Source organism: Sphingobium sp. OAS761, from assembly GCF_024168485.1.
Taxonomy (GTDB): Bacteria; Pseudomonadota; Alphaproteobacteria; order Sphingomonadales; family Sphingomonadaceae; genus Sphingobium.
On sequence record NZ_JALJVY010000013.1, the window covers coordinates 1 to 21473 of the forward strand.

General features: G+C 61.5%; 20 protein-coding genes. 8 read left to right on the plus strand and 12 right to left on the minus strand.

Translation table 11 applies throughout. The features are described from left to right. Nucleotides 1–76 precede the first annotated feature (76 nt). From J3E64_RS16695 to J3E64_RS16720, 6 genes are all read right to left on the minus strand, one after another. Nucleotides 77–760, minus strand: a complete 684-nt coding sequence (locus J3E64_RS16695; protein ID WP_253344172.1) for an MFS transporter — start codon at nucleotides 758–760, stop codon at nucleotides 77–79. A 41-nt stretch (nucleotides 761–801) separates the two neighbouring features. Continuing rightward, the gene (locus J3E64_RS16700; RefSeq protein WP_253344173.1) at nucleotides 802–1305 is read right to left on the minus strand and encodes a nuclear transport factor 2 family protein; all 504 of its coding nucleotides are present in this window, start codon (nucleotides 1303–1305) and stop codon (nucleotides 802–804) included. 114 nt (nucleotides 1306–1419) lie between these two features. Next, nucleotides 1420–2628: an MFS transporter gene (locus J3E64_RS16705; RefSeq protein WP_253344174.1), complete on the minus strand. Its 1209-nt coding sequence runs from the start codon at nucleotides 2626–2628 to the stop codon at nucleotides 1420–1422. A 178-nt stretch (nucleotides 2629–2806) separates the two neighbouring features. Continuing rightward, nucleotides 2807–4765, minus strand: coding sequence for an NAD(P)/FAD-dependent oxidoreductase (locus J3E64_RS16710; protein ID WP_253344175.1), 1959 nt, complete (start codon nucleotides 4763–4765; stop codon nucleotides 2807–2809). Between the two features lie 245 nt (nucleotides 4766–5010). Continuing rightward, on the minus strand, nucleotides 5011–5700 hold the full coding sequence (locus tag J3E64_RS16715) for a hypothetical protein (protein WP_253344176.1): 690 nt from the start codon (nucleotides 5698–5700) through the stop codon (nucleotides 5011–5013). Nucleotides 5701–5737: 37 nt separating this feature from the next. Continuing rightward, the gene (locus tag J3E64_RS16720) at nucleotides 5738–6763 is read right to left on the minus strand and encodes an alcohol dehydrogenase catalytic domain-containing protein (RefSeq protein WP_253344177.1); all 1026 of its coding nucleotides are present in this window, start codon (nucleotides 6761–6763) and stop codon (nucleotides 5738–5740) included. Nucleotides 6764–7005: 242 nt separating this feature from the next. On the opposite strand from J3E64_RS16720, the gene J3E64_RS16725 reads away from it, so the two are divergent. The 8 genes from J3E64_RS16725 to J3E64_RS16760 all read left to right on the plus strand — a co-directional run bounded on the left by J3E64_RS16725 (nucleotide 7006) and on the right by J3E64_RS16760 (nucleotide 14164). After that, nucleotides 7006–7716, plus strand: a complete 711-nt coding sequence (locus J3E64_RS16725) for a TetR/AcrR family transcriptional regulator C-terminal domain-containing protein (RefSeq protein ID WP_253344178.1) — start codon at nucleotides 7006–7008, stop codon at nucleotides 7714–7716. 146 nt (nucleotides 7717–7862) lie between these two features. Further along, on the plus strand, nucleotides 7863–9029 hold the full coding sequence (locus J3E64_RS16730) for an amidohydrolase family protein (protein WP_253344179.1): 1167 nt from the start codon (nucleotides 7863–7865) through the stop codon (nucleotides 9027–9029). A 66-nt stretch (nucleotides 9030–9095) separates the two neighbouring features. Beyond that, nucleotides 9096–9485, plus strand: a complete 390-nt coding sequence (locus tag J3E64_RS16735) for a VOC family protein (protein ID WP_253344180.1) — start codon at nucleotides 9096–9098, stop codon at nucleotides 9483–9485. Nucleotides 9486–9581: 96 nt separating this feature from the next. Continuing rightward, the gene (locus tag J3E64_RS16740; RefSeq protein WP_253344181.1) at nucleotides 9582–10748 is read left to right on the plus strand and encodes an acyl-CoA dehydrogenase family protein; all 1167 of its coding nucleotides are present in this window, start codon (nucleotides 9582–9584) and stop codon (nucleotides 10746–10748) included. Between the two features lie 2 nt (nucleotides 10749–10750). Continuing rightward, nucleotides 10751–11869, plus strand: coding sequence for a CaiB/BaiF CoA-transferase family protein (locus J3E64_RS16745; RefSeq protein ID WP_253344182.1), 1119 nt, complete (start codon nucleotides 10751–10753; stop codon nucleotides 11867–11869). Next, nucleotides 11866–12666 carry an acyl-CoA dehydrogenase gene (locus J3E64_RS16750; protein WP_253344183.1) on the plus strand — a complete coding sequence of 267 codons (801 nt, stop codon included), beginning with the start codon at nucleotides 11866–11868 and terminating at the stop codon, nucleotides 12664–12666. Before J3E64_RS16745 ends, J3E64_RS16750 begins: the two co-directional genes overlap by 4 nt. Nucleotides 12667–12781: 115 nt before the next feature. Then, on the plus strand, nucleotides 12782–13090 hold the full coding sequence (locus J3E64_RS16755) for a hypothetical protein (protein ID WP_253344184.1): 309 nt from the start codon (nucleotides 12782–12784) through the stop codon (nucleotides 13088–13090). A 249-nt stretch (nucleotides 13091–13339) separates the two neighbouring features. After that, a complete protein-coding gene (locus J3E64_RS16760) occupies nucleotides 13340–14164 on the plus strand; it encodes a hypothetical protein (protein WP_253344185.1) in 825 nt (274 codons plus the stop codon). A gap of 518 nt (nucleotides 14165–14682) precedes the next feature. Here the strand turns inward: J3E64_RS16760 and J3E64_RS16765 are convergent. The 6 genes from J3E64_RS16765 to J3E64_RS16790 all read right to left on the minus strand — a co-directional run bounded on the left by J3E64_RS16765 (nucleotide 14683) and on the right by J3E64_RS16790 (nucleotide 21468). Next, the gene (locus J3E64_RS16765) at nucleotides 14683–15861 is read right to left on the minus strand and encodes a replication initiator protein A (RefSeq protein WP_253344186.1); all 1179 of its coding nucleotides are present in this window, start codon (nucleotides 15859–15861) and stop codon (nucleotides 14683–14685) included. A gap of 151 nt (nucleotides 15862–16012) precedes the next feature. Continuing rightward, the gene (locus J3E64_RS16770) at nucleotides 16013–17104 is read right to left on the minus strand and encodes a ParB/RepB/Spo0J family partition protein (RefSeq protein ID WP_253344187.1); all 1092 of its coding nucleotides are present in this window, start codon (nucleotides 17102–17104) and stop codon (nucleotides 16013–16015) included. Nucleotides 17105–17160: 56 nt separating this feature from the next. Further along, a complete protein-coding gene (locus J3E64_RS16775) occupies nucleotides 17161–18357 on the minus strand; it encodes an AAA family ATPase (RefSeq protein ID WP_253344188.1) in 1197 nt (398 codons plus the stop codon). Nucleotides 18358–18701: 344 nt separating this feature from the next. Further along, nucleotides 18702–19580 (minus strand): 3-hydroxyisobutyrate dehydrogenase, encoded by an 879-nt coding sequence (gene mmsB, locus J3E64_RS16780; RefSeq protein ID WP_253344189.1) that lies wholly within the window; start codon nucleotides 19578–19580, stop codon nucleotides 18702–18704. Between the two features lie 45 nt (nucleotides 19581–19625). Beyond that, a complete protein-coding gene (locus J3E64_RS16785) occupies nucleotides 19626–20405 on the minus strand; it encodes an enoyl-CoA hydratase-related protein (RefSeq protein ID WP_253344190.1) in 780 nt (259 codons plus the stop codon). A gap of 4 nt (nucleotides 20406–20409) precedes the next feature. Continuing rightward, nucleotides 20410–21468 carry an enoyl-CoA hydratase/isomerase family protein gene (locus J3E64_RS16790; protein WP_253344191.1) on the minus strand — a complete coding sequence of 353 codons (1059 nt, stop codon included), beginning with the start codon at nucleotides 21466–21468 and terminating at the stop codon, nucleotides 20410–20412. Nucleotides 21469–21473: the final 5 nt, after the last annotated feature.

Genomic DNA, 21473 nt, shown 5'->3' on the forward strand with positions numbered 1-21473 from the left:
AGCTTGGAACAGGCTCGTCGATCAGCCGTGGCGCATCATGACAATCGGACGCCGCAAATGGGCATGTGGGTCGTGATCAATGCAGGTTGGTATAAACGGTCAGCAGCAGATAGAGGGGCCAGCGCGCAAGGACGGGTCGCCAGCTGAGCAAGGCGCCCGGCGCCGAACGACCCCGATGCAGACCGATCAGGGTGCTGGGCAGCAACAGCAGGCCCAAAGCGTAAAGGACGAAGGGCGCACGCCAGCCGAATTGTTCGACCACCAATCCCATGACGACCAGCAGGGCGAGCGAGGCGCCGGACCCAGCCGTGGACATGAGGCCTAGGATCGTTTCGCGGCGAGAGCCCTCGAAATATTCGCCGATGACGGCATAGACCGCTGTGAGCAGGACCCCGCCGGCAAATCCACTCACTGCGCGGGCAACGACCAGCAGCATGAGCCCGGGCGCGATCCCGCCCGCCAGACCCGCCACCGAATATATCAAAAGACACATGGCGATCACGGCGCGACGGCCCCAGCGTTCGGACAGATAGCCTGCGCCGGCCGCGCCCGCGATCATCGTGAATGCCGGAAGGGTCAGAACCAGTTGCGCCGTCAGCGCGCCGAATTCCTTTGCCATTTCCAGCACGCCCGGGGCGATCGCCAACGCGAGCATGGAGATGAGAACCGGAATGCCAAGCGCCAGAATGATGACGTGCGGCCCTCCATGAAAACGGGCGGCCTGTCCCGGCAATGGTCCGTCACTCTGTTCAGCTTCCACCGCCACCCTCCCCGTTTATGTTGTCCCGCTGTCCGCTGCTATTACGTGGCAGGCACCGCGCCGGAAGCGATCACGCTGATCGATCCATCCTCTCCAATCTGTTCGGACAGCATGGATGTCACCCGGCTGACCGAGCGCGCGATCCACCAGCGACCGTCCACCCGGCGATAAATGTCGTCATACTCCACTGCCAGCCGATTGATCTGGCGCGGACCGGTAAGGATCGTGCGAAAATTGAGCGACCATATGCCTCTCGCCTCATCCGGGCCGGTCAATTCGATGTCCCAGTTGGCGGCGTGGTGAATATCATACACCCCGCCCTGACAGGCCATGCTTTCATATGTCGCGACGAAGGCGTCACGATCGGTGAAAAGCGGAAAGCCCTGATATTCGATGTGCACGGCTTCAGGCAGGAAACAGTCGCGCACTTGCGCCGGCTGCTTGAGATCGCAGGCGCGCAGGTAGCGGGACTTCAGCACACGAATGGCTTCCTTGTCCTCCAGGACACTCAGGCGCTCCGCCAGTTGTTCGATCGTCGCGGTCAACTTTTTCTCTCCCTTCCCGAGTCCGGCTCCGGTTCGTTGCCCTTCCTAAGCACACCATCATCATTGCGCAAACGAACTTGGTAATCGCTACGCATTTCTGCATTTGGATATCGGTCAGGACCGTTCGATCGGGTTCTTGCGCGCCGGTTCCCTGCGACCAATCAGGCTGAAGAGAATGGCGATGAGGAACCCGCCACACATGATGGCGATCATGACCGGGAGGTAATTCCCCACTACGTCGTGCATCCAGCCAGCGAGCGGGGGCAGGCAGAAGGTAAAGGGCACGCTGAACATGCTGAACAACCCGATCGCCCGCGGCATCGACGCCCCGCCGAAAAGATGCCCGAACAGAAGGCTGAGGCTCGTGAACACACCCGGTCCTGCGGCGCCCAGCATCAGAATGGCGAGGATCATCATGGGCAACCAGCCGGTAATGGCTATGAGCGCCCAGCTGATGGCGAAGCCTATGGCGATCAGCGCGAGCGACCATGCCCCGCCAAGGCGGTCACCCAGCCAGCCGACACCGACCGCGCCGAAAATGCTCGCTGCCCCCATCAGGGACGCCAGCATCGCCGCCTGCGACGGGGGTAGCCCGCGTTCAATTCCAACCGCGACCATATGGACCGTGCCGATGATGCCCGCGGCGTTGAGCAACCCGCCTCCGATCAGGATGATCCAGAACAGGCGACGCGATACAATGGCCTGCAAAGTCATCACCCGGCCATGCGGAGGCGCCGACATGGTGGACGGCGATGCCCGCTCCGGAACCGGAGCCTCTTCTATGCCGAGCAGCATCGGCACGGTCAGCAAGTGCAGCCCGGCCAGCGTCAGGAAGAAGGCTGGCAGGCCGAACCGTGTGATGATCGCAACACCAGCTATCGGCGTGATCGCCAGCACGACCGGCATCGTGGTCACCCCGATCGCTCGGCCGCGCGCATGCGGATACCATCCGCTTGCCAGCATGCTGGACGGCAGCGTCCCCGCCAGTCCGACCCCCGGACCCAGAAGCAGGGCATAGGCCATCAGCGCCAGCGGCAGACTGGGCGCGATGCTGAGGGCGGCATAGCCCAGACAGCACAGCATCGAGCCGGTGACGATAATTCTCCGCAAGCCGAAACGCTGCGCCAGTGAAGCGACCAGCGGCGCCGCGAGCCCGGTGGACAGCACGACAAGCGAAAGTCCGAGCGATACCGCCCCACGCCCCGCATCGAAACGGTCCTGCATCGGCAGGATCGTCACGCCGAAACCGCCATAGGCAAGGCCCACGGCACTATTCTGCGCCAGAAACGCGCGCAACGCCATGCGTCGCGGCTTCCCGGGCATCTGGGCGCCATCGTCGGTTGCGGTCGGGGTCAATTGAGCATTCGGATCGTCGCCGCTCCTTCGGTCGGGCTGGCGACGGCGCGCTTTTCCCTGTTCGCCGGTTCCTAGCGGTCTAGGGTGGTCGAGGTCCAGGCCCGCCGCTCACCTTCCCGCTCCGTGGAAAAACTGGCTGTCGACCTCATGGTGAAACGGTTTCCATCGCGCGCGCTAGAGCATGGAAGTCATAATCCGCAAGTTGGGGAGCACGACTTTCCCTCCAATAGTCCACAAGCCGGAACGGCCAGGAAACAATGACCTTGCCCTTGCTGTTCTTGTAGTAGGTCTTGGCCTTCGGATGGGTCCAGATCATGTTCGGCATCTGGGCCTGCACCCGCGCATTGAACGCATCACAGGCCCCCTGGGTCGGTTCCATCGCCGCCTGCCCGTTTTCGACCAGATGGTCGAGGCATTCTATGACATAGTGAATCTGCGCCTCGCTCAACAAGTTGATGCCCGCCCCATGGTTGGGGCCGCTGTTAGGGCCAGTCATATGGAAGTAATTCGGGTAGCCGGGCACCGTCAGGCCCAGATAGGCTTCCGGATCCTCGTCACCCCATTCCTCACCCAGATTACGACCATCGCGCCCGATGATGTCGAGCGAGCCGGTCATACGGGCAAGATTATAGCCCGTTGCAAAGATGATCACGTCGAACGCATGGTCGGTACCGTCGGTGGTTCGAATTCCACTAGGCGTAATATGTTCTATTCCTGCCGTCTCCAGCGACACATTGTCGCGCATGAACATGGGCAGCCAGTTTGTGTCCATGACGATCCGCTTGGAAAAGACCGGGGCGTCGGGTGTGAGCTTTTCGATCAGGTCGGGGCGTCCCGCCAATTTGGTGTGCAGATTATGTAGGCAATAATCGCGCAATGCCGCGTTGGCCGCCGATATCGAAAGGTCGCCGCCATTCCATTCCGGGTCCTTCAGCAAATTTGGATATAGTCCGTCCGATCCCGTCCAGTAGACTGAAAAGCGGAACCATTCGAGATAGTTGGGTATGTGGCGCATCGCCCATTTGACCATCTCGGGTACGGGCTTTCCGGCGATATGATTGGGCAACACCCAGTGGCCGGATCGCATGAATACCGTCAGGCTGCCGACCTCCCCGGCGATGGCCGGGCCGCATTGTGCGGCGCTGGCGCCGGTACCGACCAACGCGACGCGCTTGCCTTTCAGGTCGACATCCGCCTTCCAGTCGCCGGTATGCATCTTCACGCCCTGGAAATCCGCGAGCCCGTCGATCTTAGGCCATTCCCAACGGCTAATCGGTCCATGGGCGTTGATGACGGCATTGGCGCGCAGCACGGAGTGGGTACCGTCGGCCGATCGAACCGTCACATCCCACAACAAGTCCGTTTCATGCCAGCGGATGCCGACCACCATCGTGTTAAACCGGGTATGCGTGCGCACGCCATATTTGTCGGCGGTGCGGACCAGATAGTCCTGCATCTCACCGCCCGCCGGCGTGTATGTCGTCCAGTCGGGATTGAGTTCGAAGGAATAGGAATAGAAGTGGCTGGGCGTATCGACCCCGACGCCCGGATAGCGGGCGTTCCACCAGGTCCCGCCAACCTCGGGGTTCTTCTCGATGATCTCATAGGCATAGCCGGCCTCGGCCAGCTTGATGCCGGTGGCAATGCCGGTCAGGCCCGCACCGATCACCAGGACCTTGTAATCGGCCGGAATGGACCGACGCGCCGGACGCCCCGAACGTTCATGCTGGGGGCCAAGCCCGGTTTGTTCCAACAGCAGCGGAATGAACTCGTCTTCGACCGGTTCGCCCATGCCGATGCTCATGATCCGGTTGAGCAGGGCCAACGACATCGGTTCCGCCGGCACCGCGCCCGGCGTCGTCAGCAAGACGCGCATCCGTTCATGCAAGGAAGCCAGCAGTTCGTCCGACGGATCGGGCACGCCACCCAGGCTGGCGGATGGCAAGTGCGGCGCAAAACGATCGAGCATCGTTTCATCCCGACTCAGATGGACATAGGTCATGAGCAACGCGCGAATATCCGTCGCCGCGATCGACTCCCGCAAGGCGGCGCTGTCCTCCAGCGGAAGATTTTCCAACTTGTGGGGTATGACGCCGTCCTGCACCGTTCCGCTCCTGTCTGCCGTCCAAGGGGAGATCGCCGAATCCGGCTTTCAAGCCCCGTTGTCAGATCAATATGGGATAACTCGCATTTATCAAGTGAGTATTTACTTATATAACATGAACATTGGGGATTTTTGCGCATCAATAAGAAAACGGACGCCCTCCCCTCGGCCGGCGTCCGCCTTTACAATGTGATTTCAGCGCAGATCACGCTGTGCCGCTGGCGTTCAAACAGCAGCTTTCCTGCCTATTCCCACTCGACGATCGACAGGACATGACGATCATAGCCGGGAAAGACATAGTCGAATTCCAGCATCATCGTCTCGCCCAAAATACCGCTGGACAACAGGTCGGTTTCCAGAAAGGCCTGCACGCCATTCTTGCCATAGGCGTAGCGGGTAACCCCTCCATAGATCGGCGACGCATCGAGACGCGCATCGACATCCGGATTGCCCGGCAGCGCACGATTATAGACCAAACGCAGCCGCCCCTTGAGTTCGGGGTCATTCTGATTGGCATCCTCGAGCGCCAGGAAAATGGCTTCGAGATCCTCCAGGCTTTCGAGCAGCGTGCCATAATGGAAACTATATTCCGGGTCCTGGTCCATCTTCTCGCGCATGGCGACGACGGCGGCATGCTCATGATCGGTGCCGACATCCAGCGCCTTGTGAATCGCATCCATAAGATCGCGCTGCGCATCGGGAATCAGCGAGAGATAGACGATGCCGTCGCCGCGCGGCGAGTGCTTCGGGTCGACCACGAACCGATAGAAATGCGCGCCGTTCGGCAGCAGCAGATCCTGGGTCAGTTCGTAGCCCAGCATCGTCAGCAGGCGAGCGGCCAGAGGGCCTTCCTCCTTGTTCTTGTAGTGCAACGCCATGTGGCCCATCGACCGGGCGCCCTGCATCTCCACTGATTTCTCCAGCACTGTCGCCATCGTCATTCTCCTGGTTTTCAAGTTCGCGCCGCCGCTTTCAGGACGGCTTAATCAGCACCTTGCACTCCCGGGGCTGGCCCCGCAGCGCTTCAAACGCTGCGGGCAACTCATCAAGGCCGACGGTCGAGGTGTGAATGGGACCAGGCTTCACTTCCCCCTTCGCGATCGCGCCGATCACCGCCTCGAAATCGCGCTCGGTATAGGCCTGACTATACTGTATCGTCACCTCTTTGCCCAACGCGACGATCGGCAGGAAGCTGTCCTGCTTCAGGATCACGCCCGCAACAACGATCTGTCCCCGCACGCCCACCAGAGCGATAGCCTCATCCAGCATGCCCGGAAGCCCGACGCATTCGAACACCACCTGCGGCTTGCACCCGCCGGCAATGGCGGCGAACGCGCGCCCGACATCGCCGGCCGCCGGATCGATGACGTGCGTGGCGCCGGACGCCCGCGCAAGCGATCGCCGGTCCGGCGATCGTTCGCTTACGACCACTTTCCGCGCCCCGGCGTGGCGGGCGAACAATGCCACAGCGATACCGATTGGCCCTCCGCCAAGAATTAGCACGTCGGCATTGTGCGGCATGCGCGCCATCGAAACGATGTGATGGCCCACCGCGAGCGGCTCCACCATGGCACCTCCCTCGAATCCAACACCATCCGGCAGGCGTTGCAGCATCGACCCCCGGGCCTTCACGAGCTGGGCGTAGGCACCCTGAATGCGAAGCGTTGTGCCGGTAAACAGATTATCCGGGCACAGGGCAGGCAGGTCGGCATCGCACGCATCGCAATGGCAGCAGGCATTCAGCGGAAGCGCCGTCACCCGATCGCCTATGCGCCAAGACCCGCTTACATTGCTGCCGATTTCCGCAATCGTTCCGGCAAATTCATGCCCCAGGATGATGCCGGGCGTCATATTGGGATTTTCGGTCATGTGCAGATCGGATCCGCAGATACCGGCATAGGCGACATCCAAAATCACCTGGTCGGGATCTGGCACCGGGTCTGTGACGGTTTCAACGACCAGCGGCTGTCCGGTCGCAATAAAAACGGCGGCCCGCATCAGATCGCTCTTGCGCCACGAGGCATCTGACAGGTCATCTCGCTCATCCTGCTCCTCAATCCGTGCCGGTTTTCGTCGGTGCTGTCCGCAGACCGTTCCGCAACAAGGCGATCTCGCCCTGTCGCACCTGCTTATAGCGCAGCACATAGCATTAATTGCAACGCACGATACAAATTTCCGACCGACCATATATGCAATATCGCGGCCTTGAAAACCAATATGGTCACCCGCTAGCTAGAAGCATGTCCGTCACTACGCCCTCACCCATCGGCAACGGGCCGGCAATGAATGCAGGCACCGGATCGCCGCGACGCGCCGGACGCCCCCGCCGATTGACGACCAATCAGGTGATCGAGGCGGCAATCGCATTGGGTCTGGACGACCTGACTATGGCGGCTCTGGCCAAAAGCCTGGGCGTACGGGTCGCGGTCCTCTACAACTATGTTAAGAACCGCGAAGAACTGATCAGCCTCGCGGCCCGCCACGCGATGGCCGACCAGCGCTTCCCCATCGATGAAGGGCAGGACTGGCGTGCTTATGCCCGCGCTTACGCCCGGGCAGCCTACGGATTGTTTCGCAGCGATGCGCAATTGCTGCCGCTCCTCATCGCTGGCAAGATCAGCCCTGCCGCCAAACTCGACAGCGCCGAAGGCTGGCTCGCAGTCATGACATCGCGGGGTTTTTGCGCGGATCGCGCCCTGCGTCTGCTGCGCGCCGTCGATGCGATCATCATGGGGTCCGCCTTGTTGGCATCGCACGCCAGAGCCCATGCCGCCGACTACCCCCGGACCGTGCGCGGCACCATCCTCGCCCGTCCCCGTTCAGACCTGCCCCTGCTCTCGACCCATGCCGAAATGCTGGCCGCGACGGCCGATCCGGACAATTGGGAAACATCGCTGGACATGCTGCTGGACGGCATCGAGCCACATGCGGGCCATGCGACGGACACATAAAAGAACGCTTGTTCGTAATTGCCTTGCCTCAGGTAAGCGACGGAATAGAAGTAGCAGGTGACAATGCGGCGCGCGGAGTCCCGGACGCCACCGGAACACCGTGTGACGGCTGAAACGCGTGGCCAAGATGAACTGGAGAGAGGCAGATGCGCATCATCGATGTTGATAGTCATTTCAACGAACCGGCCGACTGGTTCGCCAAGGCCAACCCCAGCCTGGCGGCGAAGCTGCCGAAGATGACTGTTGCCGAACAGTTGCTCGATGTCCTGGTCGGCGATCTCTTTTCCTCCGTGCCGCCGGCCCTGCGCCCTGATCCGCTGACGCTGATCCCGGAATATGTCGCCGATGCTTATAAAAGGTCGCTGGAGGGCGGCGACCCGCCCCAGATCGCGATCGATTCCGGCTCCTATTCGCCCGAAGCCTACCAGCCCGAACCGCGTATCAAATGGATGAACCAGCGGGGCATCGACAAGCAGATATTGTTGCCGTCGAACGGCTATCACCCCTATCGCCACGCCATGCGCAATGCTCCTGAGCTCGCGCTGGCAACCCTGGACACATATAATCGCTGGTCGACCGAACAGCTCGCAGGCTACACTGATCGCCTCATTCCCGCGACGGTCATCGACCTGATGGACGTCGAATGGTCAATCGCGCAGGTCGTCGCCGGCCGTGAGCGCGGCGCGCGCGCCGTATTCGTGAAGGCCGATCCACATGGCGGCAAGGCGCTCAATCATCCAGACTTCGAACCCTTCTGGGCCACGTGCGAAGATCTGGGCGTCGCCATCCTGTTCCATGTCGGCGGCGGTCGCGCGGCCATGCACCCGGGCTGGGCGAACAATGGCGGCGACATGGCGGCCTTCTACCGGATAGCCAATCTTTCGCGCCGTCTCGTGCCTCAATTGGCAGTCGCGTCGCTGGTGTTCGGCGGCGTGCTGGAGCGCTATCCTCGCCTGGCTGTCATCGTGTCGGAACTTGGCATCGACTGGCTTCCGGACTTTCTGGAGGCCATCGACCTGGAAGCCGACGAAAAACGACCGCGGATGCTCAGTTTCGCGCCCTACGAATATCCGCTGAAGCCAAGCGAATATGTGCAGCGCCAAGTGCGCGTGTCGGTCGTCCACCAACAGGATGTTCTGCGCCCGACGATCGACCGGGTGCCCGAAGGCATCATCGTCTTCTCGTCCGACTTCCCCCATGTCGAGGGTCATCAGGAGGCCGTGGCATTGTATGACAAGCAGCTTGAGGGTCTGCCGCAGTCGGCCCGTGAGAGTTTCTTTGGAAAGTCGGCGGCCGATCTGCTCGGCATCTGATCACCGACGATGGAACGGAAATGACGGCGGGATATTCGCCGTCATTTCGGATGGGGAGAACTTTGCATGCTTATCAAGAGCTTCGCCTTCACCAAGATCATCGTCGCGGACGTCAAGGCGATGGAGCGCTTTTATTGCGATACGCTGGGACTGACCGTGGCCGCAAGGATCGACATCAATGAACGAGGCTGGGATCTGGAGGAAGTGGTCCTGTCGGTCGGAGGCGGGGCGACGCAGCTCAACCTCCTTCAGTATCGCGACCGCCCCGCCCCGCCGCTGGGCGAAGCCGTGGTCGGGCTGAACGTGGACGACATGGATGCAACGATCGCCGCAGCCAGGGCCGGTGGCGGAGCTCTGGTAACGGAGCCGGTCGAAATTCCCGATCACGGAATCAAGATATGCTATGTCGCCGATCCCGAGGGACATCTTCTGGAACTGTTGCAGGTGATCCGCTGATATGCGCTGATGACATATCTCAGCATGAAGTGGCGACTTTACGGCAATGTTGCCGTTGCCTAGTCGTCTATGCTTCCGCAACGCCGACGGATCGTCATGAGCATCGCCCAGACCGAAGAAACATTTCCCGATATTCGAGAGGGCGTGCGCCGACTATGTGCACGATTCCCCGGTCCTTACTGGCAGGCGCTGGACGCTGACCGGCGATACCCGACCGAGTTCGTGACCACGCTGGCGAACGAAGGCTGGCTTTCGGTCCTTATTCCCGAAGCCTATGGCGGATCGGGCCTGGGCCTTGCCGCGGCAACCGCAGTGCTGGAGGAAATACACCGGTCAGGCTGCAACGGGGGTGCCGCCCACGCCCAGATGTACACGATGGGCACGCTGCTACGGCACGGGTCGGAAGGCCAGAAGGCGAAATATCTGCCAAAGATCGCGGCAGGGGAATTGCGGCTTCAGGCCTTTGGCGTGACAGAACCGACCAGCGGTACCGACACGACCCGTATCCGCACCTTCGCCCGGCGCGAGGGAGATCATTTTGTCGTCAACGGGCAAAAAATATGGATCAGCCGTGCCGAGCACAGCGACCTTATGGTGCTGCTGGTGCGGACAACGCCGCGCGAGGATTGCGCCAAGCCGACCGACGGCATCAGCGTCCTGCTGGTCGACATGCGCGACGCGGTGGGCAATGGCCTTTCCATCAGGCCGATCCGCACGATGTTGAACCACGCAACAACCGAGCTGTTCTTCGACAACCTGCGCGTCCCGGTCGAAAATCTGATCGGCGAGGAAGGCAAGGGTTTCCGGTACATCCTTTCCGGCATGAACGCCGAACGTATCCTGATCGCATCCGAATGCATCGGTGACGCGCGCTTCTTCATCGACCGCGCCAGCGCCTATGCAAAGGACCGGCAGGTATTTGGTCGCGCCATAGGGCAGAATCAGGGCGTCCAGTTTCCCATCGCCCGGGCCCATGTCCAGATGACGGCGGCGGCGGCCGTCGTGGAAAAGGCGGCCGCCTTGTTCGATTCCGGTGTTCAGCCGGGGACCGAGGCCAACATGGCGAAAATGCTGGCGTCGGAGGCATCCTGGTTTGCCGCCGACATGTGCGTGCAGACGCATGGCGGCTTCGGTTTCGCCGAGGAATATGACATCGAGCGCAAGTTCCGCGAAACGCGCCTCTATCAGGTCGCGCCGATCTCCACCAACCTGATCCTCAGCCATGTGGCGACGCATGTGCTGGGCCTGCCCAAGAGCTTCTGACTGTGGCGGCGCTGGACGGTATCCTGGTCGTTTCGCTGGAACAGGCTGTTGCGGCACCGCTTTGCACCGCCAGACTGGCCGAAGCGGGCGCGCGCGTTATCAAGCTCGAACGACCGGACGGTGATTTCGCGCGCGGCTACGATCATGTCGTCAACGGCCAGGCATCCTATTTCATATGGCTCAACCGCGGCAAGGAATCGGTGCGGATCGATCTAAAAAATCGGCACGACGCCGCGATGATCGGCCGCATGATCGGAAAGGCGGATGTGTTCGTGCAGAATCTGGCACCGGGCGCAGCCGCAAGGGCCGGTTTCGGGTCGGCTGACCTGAGGGCTTCCCACCCCCGGCTGATCACATGCGACATTTCCGGTTATGGCGAAAGCGGACCGGCTGCAACGATGAAGGCCTATGATTTCCTGATCCAGTGCGAAGCGGGGCTGGCCAGCATCACCGGAACTGAAGAGGGGCCCGCCCGGGTCGGTGTGTCGGTCGCGGACATAGCATGCGGCATGAACGCGCATGCCGCGATCCTTCAGGCACTGCTGGAACGAGCACAGACCGGTCGGGGTCGGGGCATCGCGGTTTCGCTGTTCGATGCCTTGGCTGACTGGATGGCCGTCCCGCTGCTCCATTATGATTATAGCGGCAATGCGCCCGCGCGCGCGGGGCTCAAGCATCCCTCGATTGCGCCCTATGGCGCCTTCGTCATCGCCGACGGGTCGCAACTGGTGGTGTCGATCCAGAATGAGCGCGAATGGGCGAAATTCTGCGCAATCGTCTTGGGCGACGCTACCGTCGCCACCGATGAGCGCTTTGCGTCCAACGCGTTGCGGTGCGCCAACCGGACCGTACTGGACGCGCTGGTCGGCGAGACGTTCGGCGCGCTGATGCCCGATATGCTGATCGACCGGCTGGAGCGTGCGGGCACTGCCTGGGCACGGCTGAATGGGGTCGATGGCCTGTCCCGTCACAGCCAGTTGCGGCGAGTGACCGTCGAGACCGAAAGCGGACCGGCCAGGGTACCAGCGCCGCCCGCGCGTTGGGACGGCGACGAGTACCCCGCCCTCCCCGTGCCGGCGCTAGGCGCGCATGATGTGGCCATTCGCGCGGAATTCGGATGAGCACCCTCCCGGTCGCCTTAGATCTGGCAGCCGCGCGCCACGCGCGCCTGCTCGCCGCGCTGCTCGATCATGACGATCCTCCATGGGCATCCGGCGTCCTGCCGCCGCTCGCCCACTGGCTGATGTTTCCGCCCGACACGCGCCAGTCTGAACTGGGTGCGGACGGCCATCCCCGCCGCGCCGACGACGGATTGCCACGACGAATGTGGGCCGGGAGCCGCATATGTTTCCTGGCGCCGATTCCGCTCGGCAGCGTGGTTGAACGCCGAACCGAGCAGGTTGCGGTTGAGGACAAGCAGGGGCGGAGCGGCCGCATACGCTTCACCACCCTGCGTCATCGACTGTCTGTGAACGGCACGGTCTGCATCGAGGAAAAACAGGACATCGTTCACCGCGAAGCGGCTGACGGCACGATGGCGCTACCTGCAGTAGATGTGCCCGCATCCGTCCCTGCCCTCGCCCGCACGGTCATGACCGATCCGGCATTGCTGTTCCGATATTCGGCGCTGACCTTTAATGCGCACCGCATCCATTATGATCTGCCCTATGCACGCGATGTCGAGGGCTATCCGGGGCTTGTCGTCCATGGACCGCTGATCGCTACCCTGCTGATCGACCAGTATCTGCGGCATCATCCAAAAGCGCCAATTACAGCGTTTCGCTTCCGCGCGAGGCGTCCCGTCATCAGCGGGACGCCGCTCATCCTCGGGTTTTCCGGGGCCACCCATGACGGCGCGCTGACCGCGATCGATTGCATGGGCGGCGCGGCGATGGAGGCTATGGTCGAGACGGCATGATATAGAGGCACGAAGCGGGAGGAGACAGGCACGGCGACCCTGATGGAACGTCCTACGACCGACTGGAGCGAGTTACGCGACCGTTTCAGCGATACACAGGCTGTACGCGATCATCATGGCCGGAGCGGAGCCGGCTCATCTGGAACGCGTCCTGCCCCTGCTTGAATTGATGGGTACGCCCATCGTCGATTGCGGCGGTCCGGGCACGGGCACGAGGAATAAGATCGTCAATAATTTCGTGGCGATTGGCTTCACCCAGCCCAACGCGGAAGCTTTGTCGCTCGGCGCGGCGCTGGGACTGGAGGTCGAACGGGACTTGAAAACCATTGCTGCCGAAATGAGCGCTTTGGACAGGCTCGGCGCCGCAGGTGGAGGACTGCCTCCGCTTGCGAGCCGATGGCGCAGCCGGGCAATGGGCTATTGATAACTGGCGTCAGGATCACAAGGATGCTATGGAATTGATGCCTCCCGAACGGCATCTAGTTGCCATACTCGGCCCTCTCAAAGCATCAAAGACAATGTAACCAACTTTGACTTTGGTTACATTACACGATCGGCTATAATGCCGATTATGGCGGTTTCTCGCGACTTTTCCGATCTTGCCCTGCTCCTGCTGGGTCGCCTTGATGGGCGTCTATCCAACAGTATCGCAGCAGATATATGGATGGCGAGGATGCGACTGCGCGGTGCGTCGATACTGGCCACCCTGGCCGGCGTGCCCATCGGTATCGAAGCGCTTGAGGACTGGATCTGCGCACGTACCCCACCCCCCCGCCACAGCGAGGGACTGGATGACCCCCTTTCCATCGCAGCGTTGTTCCATTTCGCCCTGTCGGCCGAGGAAAGCGGCGCCGACCCGATTGCCCGGGCGACGCTCAACATGGTGCGGACTTTGCTCGACGACCGTGCCGAAGCGGCGCTTTGGGCGCCGGACGACCTCGTACGCTTTGGGCCCGTGTGGAGAGAAGCCGAAACGCTTCTTCGCGCACCCTACCCTTCTGTCGGTCTGGCCCCGCTGGCGGACCGCGTTCTGGCGGTTCGTGCGGCTTTGCCTGCCATGCTCACCGCCCGGGATCAGCTTGTGACGACGATTGATGGGCGTCAGTTGCGCTTTGAAGGGCGCAGTTTCGATCTCAACTGGATCATAGCCTGTCATTTTCCGGCAGCGCTGGAGGCGAACGGACTGGCATTGCGGCGCCTTCCGCTCATGGTCGCCCTTCCCCGCTTGCTACCGGACAACAGGGAAGCCCTGGAAGAACAACTTCAGGTGATGATCGTGGATCAGGCGCGGAGCGGCTTGTCGGAACTGGACCGATTGGAACGGCTGCTGCGGGCCTTGCCTGAGGACGCTGGCCTGACACGAAGAAGTCATGTGCCTTTGTTCCGGCGCCTCAATCTCGTTTATCCGGGGTTGTCACGGGTTGCGGTCGCGCGCCTGTTGGGGATTTCGCATCAGGGTGCGACCAAATTGATGGAACGCGCAGCCAGCGGTTGCTGACAATCTTCCTCATTTCCAAAATGGAAATCTCTGCGTGGTTACCAGGTTAATTGTTTAGTTAGAAGGTTACCGGCCTGCCATTGGCCGAGTCGAGCCGCCGATGCTCAGGAGTCGCGACATCGACTGGTTCCCGATGGATCGATATTTCGTTCCCGGAATGTCGAAAGTGTTGTTCCCGAAATGTCGGGGGATCGTTCCTCGAATGTCGAATGCCGTTCCCGGAGTGTCGATGATACAAGGAAATGGCCAAATGCAGCATTGCAATTGAATCACTTTCACAGGTCCCTGGCGATAAGTGGTTCAAAACAGTTTCTCGCTACGCGGCATGTCACCGGATTGATCAATCATAGCTGCGTGGACGACGTCTGTGCCCGACACTTCGGGAACGGCTGTTACCATAAATACGATGCGTCACATTGATCGCACGGCGATCCTGCAAATTCCGGCATAACCGCGCGACGAAGCCTGGGATGCAGCATTAGCCCGCGGCAATGGCGCAGAGCGGCTTGGAAGAGCATCTACAAGAGGTGCCGGTTCTTCTCATTGAACCGGCGGACGAAGCCGATGAAGGCTTTCTGGTAATTGACCGGTGTGCGCTCAGGATCGGCCCCGATCCAGTCCCGGAATTCCTGATGTAATGTCTGATAATCCCAGCCCGGACATTCGGCACGAAGCACGGCCATGGTGGCGTCAGTTATCCCTCCGGCCGTGGCTCGGGCGGACAGGCTGGCGACGCTGCGCCGGATCAATGCGCTGGCATCGACATCGTCCGGCTGGGCTTCCGGGCCGACATGAAGAGGTCTTGGCGCGCCTTCCACCTTTTTGCCCATCGATCGGCGGGGCGATGGGGTAGCCGGCATCTCCTTACGCCGGCGCATGCGTAACGAGGGTTCTCGCTTGCCGTCCGGCTGCTCCAATTCCAGGCTGTAACCGGGCAGCGGGTCGCGCTCGGCGATCTTCGCGAGTTCGAACTTGAAACGGCGATAGGCACCCTCTGCCCCTGACTTTTCGAACAATGTGGGTAGGGAAATGGCGAAGCCCCCCTCCCCTGCTCCACCCGCATGTTTGCGGGCGACCTTGTAGAGCCAGCGTTCGCGTCCGCCGGTCAGATCGAAATACGCGCGGTCGATTGACAGCACTCCGCCCTGCATCAGCACGCCTTCGTAGAACCAGTTGCTGAGTTCGATGGTCATGCCTCTGGATCGCTCGGTGCGGTCGTCGACAAGTTGGGTCCAGCCATCAAGCCACGAAAAGGTGGCTTCGCGCCGGTTTTCGGCCCGGATATTGGTTTTGATGGTCGTGGCGACGAGGCGATCGAGCGATTGTCCGAGCAGTTCATAGGCGCGGCCCGTCGTCGGCCGATGAATCGCGCGCAGCAGGTCGTAGGGCATAAGATGAAGTTTGCGGGGGATGTCGTTGAGGCCCCGCCGGGCCATGTCCGCGAGGACGGAAGCGCAATAGATCAATATGTCGGCGTCCCAGATTGTCGCCATGCCGTAATCGGGATTGGCGGACACATGGACCCAGGCCTTGCCGTCGGGGGACGTGTAATCGATCGGCTTCACGCGCTTGGATTTGGCGAGCGAGAAGAATGGTCGTTCCATCATCTCGCGCTGATCCCGCAAGGGGATGTCCGCAATATAGGGCAGGAACAGTTCAAACTGGTCGTTGACTGCGGATTTTCCGGCGCGGGTCATGGAGACAGATGCCTCGCACAGGTCACATGTACGGCTTCGAACCAGCGGCCGGGGCTCTGGGGAGTCGACCGTTTCCCCGGGGAAACGATATGTTCAAAAGCGAGTGGGGAGGGCTGCTGTTTCCCCGGGGAAACAGCAGCGTGCGCTGCATTCACCTTTGCAACCCCAGGCCCTGTCGCTCCAGATGATCGAGCGTGTCGCGCAACGCCTGGACGAGCGCATCGGTATCCGCGCCCGAGCCCGCATGGAGGCGAAGCGTGATTCCCTGGCGATTGACGGATTGTACGGACAGGGCAGGGCGGCCATGGCGGCTGGTCCAGACATAGGGCTCATCCTTGCGTGTCGCATTCACGGCGCGAGGGGCAGCAAGCAGCCGGCGCACGACTTCTCCCGCCGGCAGAGCGGCATCGCCCCGCGCGGAAAGGCGCGTCTGTTCGTCGCGCAAGATGCGGGCCTCGTCCATGATGGCACGCGCTGCGGACTGATCGTCAAGAGCCTGAGCAAGACCATATGCGGGCTTGAGTTGCACATCCGCCGGGGAAGCGAACGCTGCAATTACCCCCTCTGGAAGGCCCGCCACCTTGATCATCTTCGACAGCCAGCCCTTTGACAGCTTGAGCCGTTCGGCCATGCGGGTCAGGTGATTGCCATAATGTGCGGTCAAGGCGGCGGCGTAATTCTGTGCGCGTTCCAGATCGGAAACATCCTTGCGCGCCCGGTTCTCAAGATCCGCGAGACGAAAAGCTGCCTCGTCGTCCAGCATTGCCACCTGCGCGACAAAGTGCAGGTCGGGATAGCTATGCGATCGTAGCCAACTGATCGACCAGTGGCGCCGCGTTCCGGCGATGACCTCATAATCATGATCGGGATCGCCTTCCACCCGCCGGACGACGGCTGGCACCTTCTGTCCGCCCTCGGAGACAATCGAGTCGATCAGTTCACGGCAATTTTCTTCCGTGAGATGGGAATAGTGGCGCGCGTTGCCGGACCAGATTCGCACGCGCGCCGGATCCAGCAGCAATTGCGTCACCTGCCGAACCTCGCCAGACGCCAAACGAGCTAGCGCCGATTCCCTGCCCAGCAGCGTGGTACCGCGCGCGCGATCATGACGCGCGGTCGGGTTGGATTGGATGGCCGGTGCTGTTTCTTGTGTCGGCGCAGAGGGTGCCGTTGCGGCAGGAGAGGAGACCTCGGTCTCATCCGACAGCAAGGCAGCCAGATAATCTGCTTGCTTACGCGCCATCCGCACCTCCCTTTGGCGAGGAACATAAAGAGAACATGTGTGCGGGAGAAAGAGGATCAGGCCGCATTGACGATGTCCTCTTCGCGTGCCGGAGCGACACGACCCCATCCCTGTCGCACCAGCGCTTCTACTTGGCCCATCGCTTGATCCAGGTTGGCGCGGCATCTCTTGTGCGTGCGGGGCGTTCCGATCGGCTTTTCAAGCTCATAGATCGTCATCATGCGCATGGCCGCATGGCTGATTTCCGCCGAATCGAGAATTGGAACAGGTAGCAGTGCCGGACCGAAACTCTGTTCCATGATTGCCCGGACCATGGCATGGCTGGGATCGTTGGCGTCAAACTTGGAACAGAGAAGGCGCACGAAACTGTAGTCGACGGCGATGCCGGCACCCTGCAACTGACCGATGACCTGATCCATCATCGAAAGGAATTGCACGGTTGAGCAGAAATCCGGTGTCGTTGCCGCCAGCGGCACAAGCAAGGCGTTGGCCGCCTGCATCACCGCCAGGCTGATGGTGCCGAGCGCGGGGGGCGGGTCCAGCAGCACGACGTCGTAATTACGGGCCAGATCCATCAGCCCCTGCTTCAGCTTGCGAAACCGGGCGGCGAGCACAGACCCACCGTCGCTGCCCGCCGCCGCCAGTTCATATTCGACGTCGAACAGTTCCAGATTGGAAGGGATGAGGTCGACATTGGGCCATGGCGTCTGCTTGACCGCATATAGCAGATCGACCTGCGTCGGATCGATGGACAGATAGGGATAGAGCGTTTCATCGCGCTGGATATTGAAATGCGGGTTGAATCCAAACAAGGTAGTGGTGGTCGCCTGACTGTCGCAGTCGACCACCAGTACGCGATAGCCCTGTACCGCCAGATAATGAGCAAGATGGGTCGTGACTGTCGATTTGCCGACGCCGCCCTTGAAATTCTGGACGGCGATGATGGCCGGTATGTCGAGCGGCGCCCGTTCGGGCGAAGCGCCCAATATGCTCCGCATGTTGAGCATTTCAGCCACGCTATATCCCGGACGGCGACCATTTTGTGTCGCCGGGGCAGGGGGAAGCCGTCCATCCTCCTCCGCCATGCGAATGCGATTCGTTGAGCAGCCGAGCAAATGTGCCGCCTCGGCGATGCCGAAACGAACATTCAATTCCTTCCGGCTTTCGGGTAAAAACGCCTTGCGACGCAGGCGTTCCACCATCTTTTCGCCCGCTTCGGCCAAATCACCAATCTGGTCCACAATTGCATTCATCGGTTGACCCGCCCGGCATATTGAAGCTTGAAGGCCGGAAATATCGCAGATTGGCTTCAAATTCGCAACAGCGTATGCGATAAACTTCATGGGTCCCGTTTATGGCGACAACCGATCCAGGCCAGAGGCGTTGACAGCATGGCCGGCCAATGATTTCCCGGTTGGGAAAATGAGCGACGGAGGCGGGCAATGGATAACAGGCCGACGTGGAAACAACGACTCGACAGTCCGATGCCGGACCCGACGCCGGCGCATTGCAGCCGGACGGAGCAATGATCGATCATCGTCATCTTGTGCGGGCGCATGGCATCCTGTCCGCGATCAACGATCGCGGCAAAGGCGGTTCAGGCCAGCAGTTCGATCATCGCGGAAAAGTCGCGGTGGTCCTGACCCCTGTTGGCAAGCATCTGATAGAGCGCTTCGGCCGCATGGCCCATGGGTACCGACGCTCCAACGGCGGCGGCGGCTTCGGTCGCAAGCTTCAGGTCCTTCAGCATCAACGCGGTGGCGAAGCCGCCTTCATAGTCGCGATCGGCGGGGCTTTGCGGGCCGACACCGGGCACCGGGCAGTAGCTGGTCATCGACCAGCTCTGGCCCGAAGATATGCTGGCGATATCGTAGAATGTCTGCGGGTCCAGGCCGATCTTTTGTGCCATCGCAAAGGCTTCGCAGGTGGCGATCATCGTCGCGCCCAGCAGCATGTTGTTGCAGATCTTGGCCGCTTGTCCGTTACCTGGGCCGCCGGCATGGATGACCGCCTTGCCCATGGCGGCCAGGATCGGCCGGGATTGCGCAAATGCGCTCCCGTCTCCACCCACCATGAAAGTCAGCGTACCGCTCGCCGCCGCGGCGATGCCGCCCGACACCGGCGCATCGACCATCGCGAAGCCATTGTCCTGCGCCGCGGCGATGACCCGACGACTGGTGGCGACATCGATGGTGGAGCAATCTATGAAGACCGCGCCGGATTTCGCAGCCCCGAACACGTCCCCGGTATAGACCGCCTCGACATGCTTGCCGGCCGGGAGCATCGTGACGACGGCGTCCGCATTGGCAACCGCGTCGGCCGCGCTCGCCGCGCGCAGGGCACCGTGGCTCTCGGCTTTCGCGAGCGCTTCGTCCGACAGATCGAACGCGCGCACGGCGAAGCCGTTTTTCAGCAGATTGGCGGCCATTCCGCCGCCCATATTGCCAAGGCCGATGAAGGCGATCGTGCCGGTCATTCCCTTATCCTCTTCAAAGCCTGAAATATCGGGCGGGGAGGGGCATCAGCGCCCCTTCCACACCCCGGCGCGTTTTTCGACGAATGCGCTCATGCCTTCCTTCCTGTCGTCCGTCGCGGTCAGGATCTGGAACAGGCGACGTTCCGTGAGCAGGCCCTGCGCAAGCCCGGTTTCGAAGGCGATATTCACCATTTCCTTGTTCACCATCGTCGCCATCGGCGGCATGGATGCGATGGTCGCCGCCGTCGTGAGCGCATCCTCGATCATATCGGCGGCGGGAACGATGCGCGACACCAGGCCCGACCGCTCGGCTTCCTTGGCGTCCATCATCCGTCCGGTGAGGCACATCTCCATCGCCTTGGCCTTGCCCACCGCGCGCGTGAGGCGCTGGGACCCGCCCATGCCCGGTGCTACGCCCAGCTTGATTTCGGGTTGCCCGAATTTGGCGCTTTCCGAAGCAATTATGAAATCCGCCATCATCGCCAGTTCGCATCCGCCGCCCAGCGCAAAGCCGTTGACGGCGGCGATCCATGGCTTGCGGGTCGAGACAACATGCGATTGCCAGCCGGAAAAGAAATCCTCCAGGAAAAAGTCGGCGGCGGGTTTGTCCGCCATTTCCTTGATGTCGGCGCCGGCGGCAAAGGCCTTGTCCCCGCTACCCGTAAGCACCGCGCAAAGCTGCGTCGGATCGGCGTCATAGGCCGCGAAGGCAGCGCTCAGATCCTTGAGCACCTGGCTGTTGAGGGCGTTCAGCGCCTGCGGCCGGTTGAGCGTGATCAGCGTCACTGCGCCGCGCTGTTCTACCAGGATCGTTTCGTATGACATGTCTTCAAGCCTCCAGTTCGGGGAGCGGGGTCCATTCCCTTTCCGCCGGTAGCGGGGCAAACAGGCTGCCGACAAGGGCATCCGTCACGTCTTCGGGCGTCGCCGGGTTCCAGCGCGGGGCATTGTCCTTATCGAATATGACGGCGCGCACGCCCTCGACAAAGTCTGGCCGGCGAATGACATGGCAGCCAAGCCGATATTCGTTGCGCATATTGTCGGCGAAGTCGGTGAAGGCAGCACCTTCCCGCATCTGACGCAGCGCGACCTTGATCGCCTGAGGCGATTTGGTGGCAAGCACGGCACGCTGGGCGTTGGCCCACGCACCGCCATCGGCCGCGAGAGCGGCAAGAATATCTTCGTATCGATCAGCGGCGAACAGACGGTCGATGTCGGCGCGCTGCGATTCCCAGTCGGATGGCGGCGGGGCTTCTGCGTTTCGATCCAGTATCTCGGGCAACCTTGCAGGATCGGCCAGTATTTCGGCCTTGACCAGATCCAGCCTGTCCGATGCCATATAATGGGTTGCGATGCCGATCGCGGCGCAATCGGCGCCTTTAATTCGCGCGCCGGTCGTGGCAAGCCAAGCGCCGGTGCGGCCGGGCATGCGTGGCAGGAACCAGCCGCCGCCGACATCCGGGAACAGGCCGATGCCGCTTTCGGGCATGGCATAGGTCGTGCGTTCGGTCGCGACGCGATAGCGCGCCGGATCGGAAATGCCGACGCCGCCCCCCATCACGATGCCGTCGATGAACGCCACGACCGGCTTTTGATAGACGAAGAGCAGGTGATTCAATCGATATTCGAGGAAGAAAAATTCTTCCGCTTCCCGACAATCGCCTTGTGCACTGGTTGCTAGCATGGCGATGTCGCCGCCGGCGCAAAAACCTCTTCCCTCCGCATGGTCGATCATCACCGCGACCATATTGTCGTCCTTGCGCCAGGCCAGAAGCGTGTCGATCATGCCTGCGCACATCTGCGACGTCAGGGCATGAATCGCCTTGGGACGGTTGAGCCGGATGCGTCCGACGCCATTCTCCACCGAAATCAGAAGTTGATCGGTCACGACGC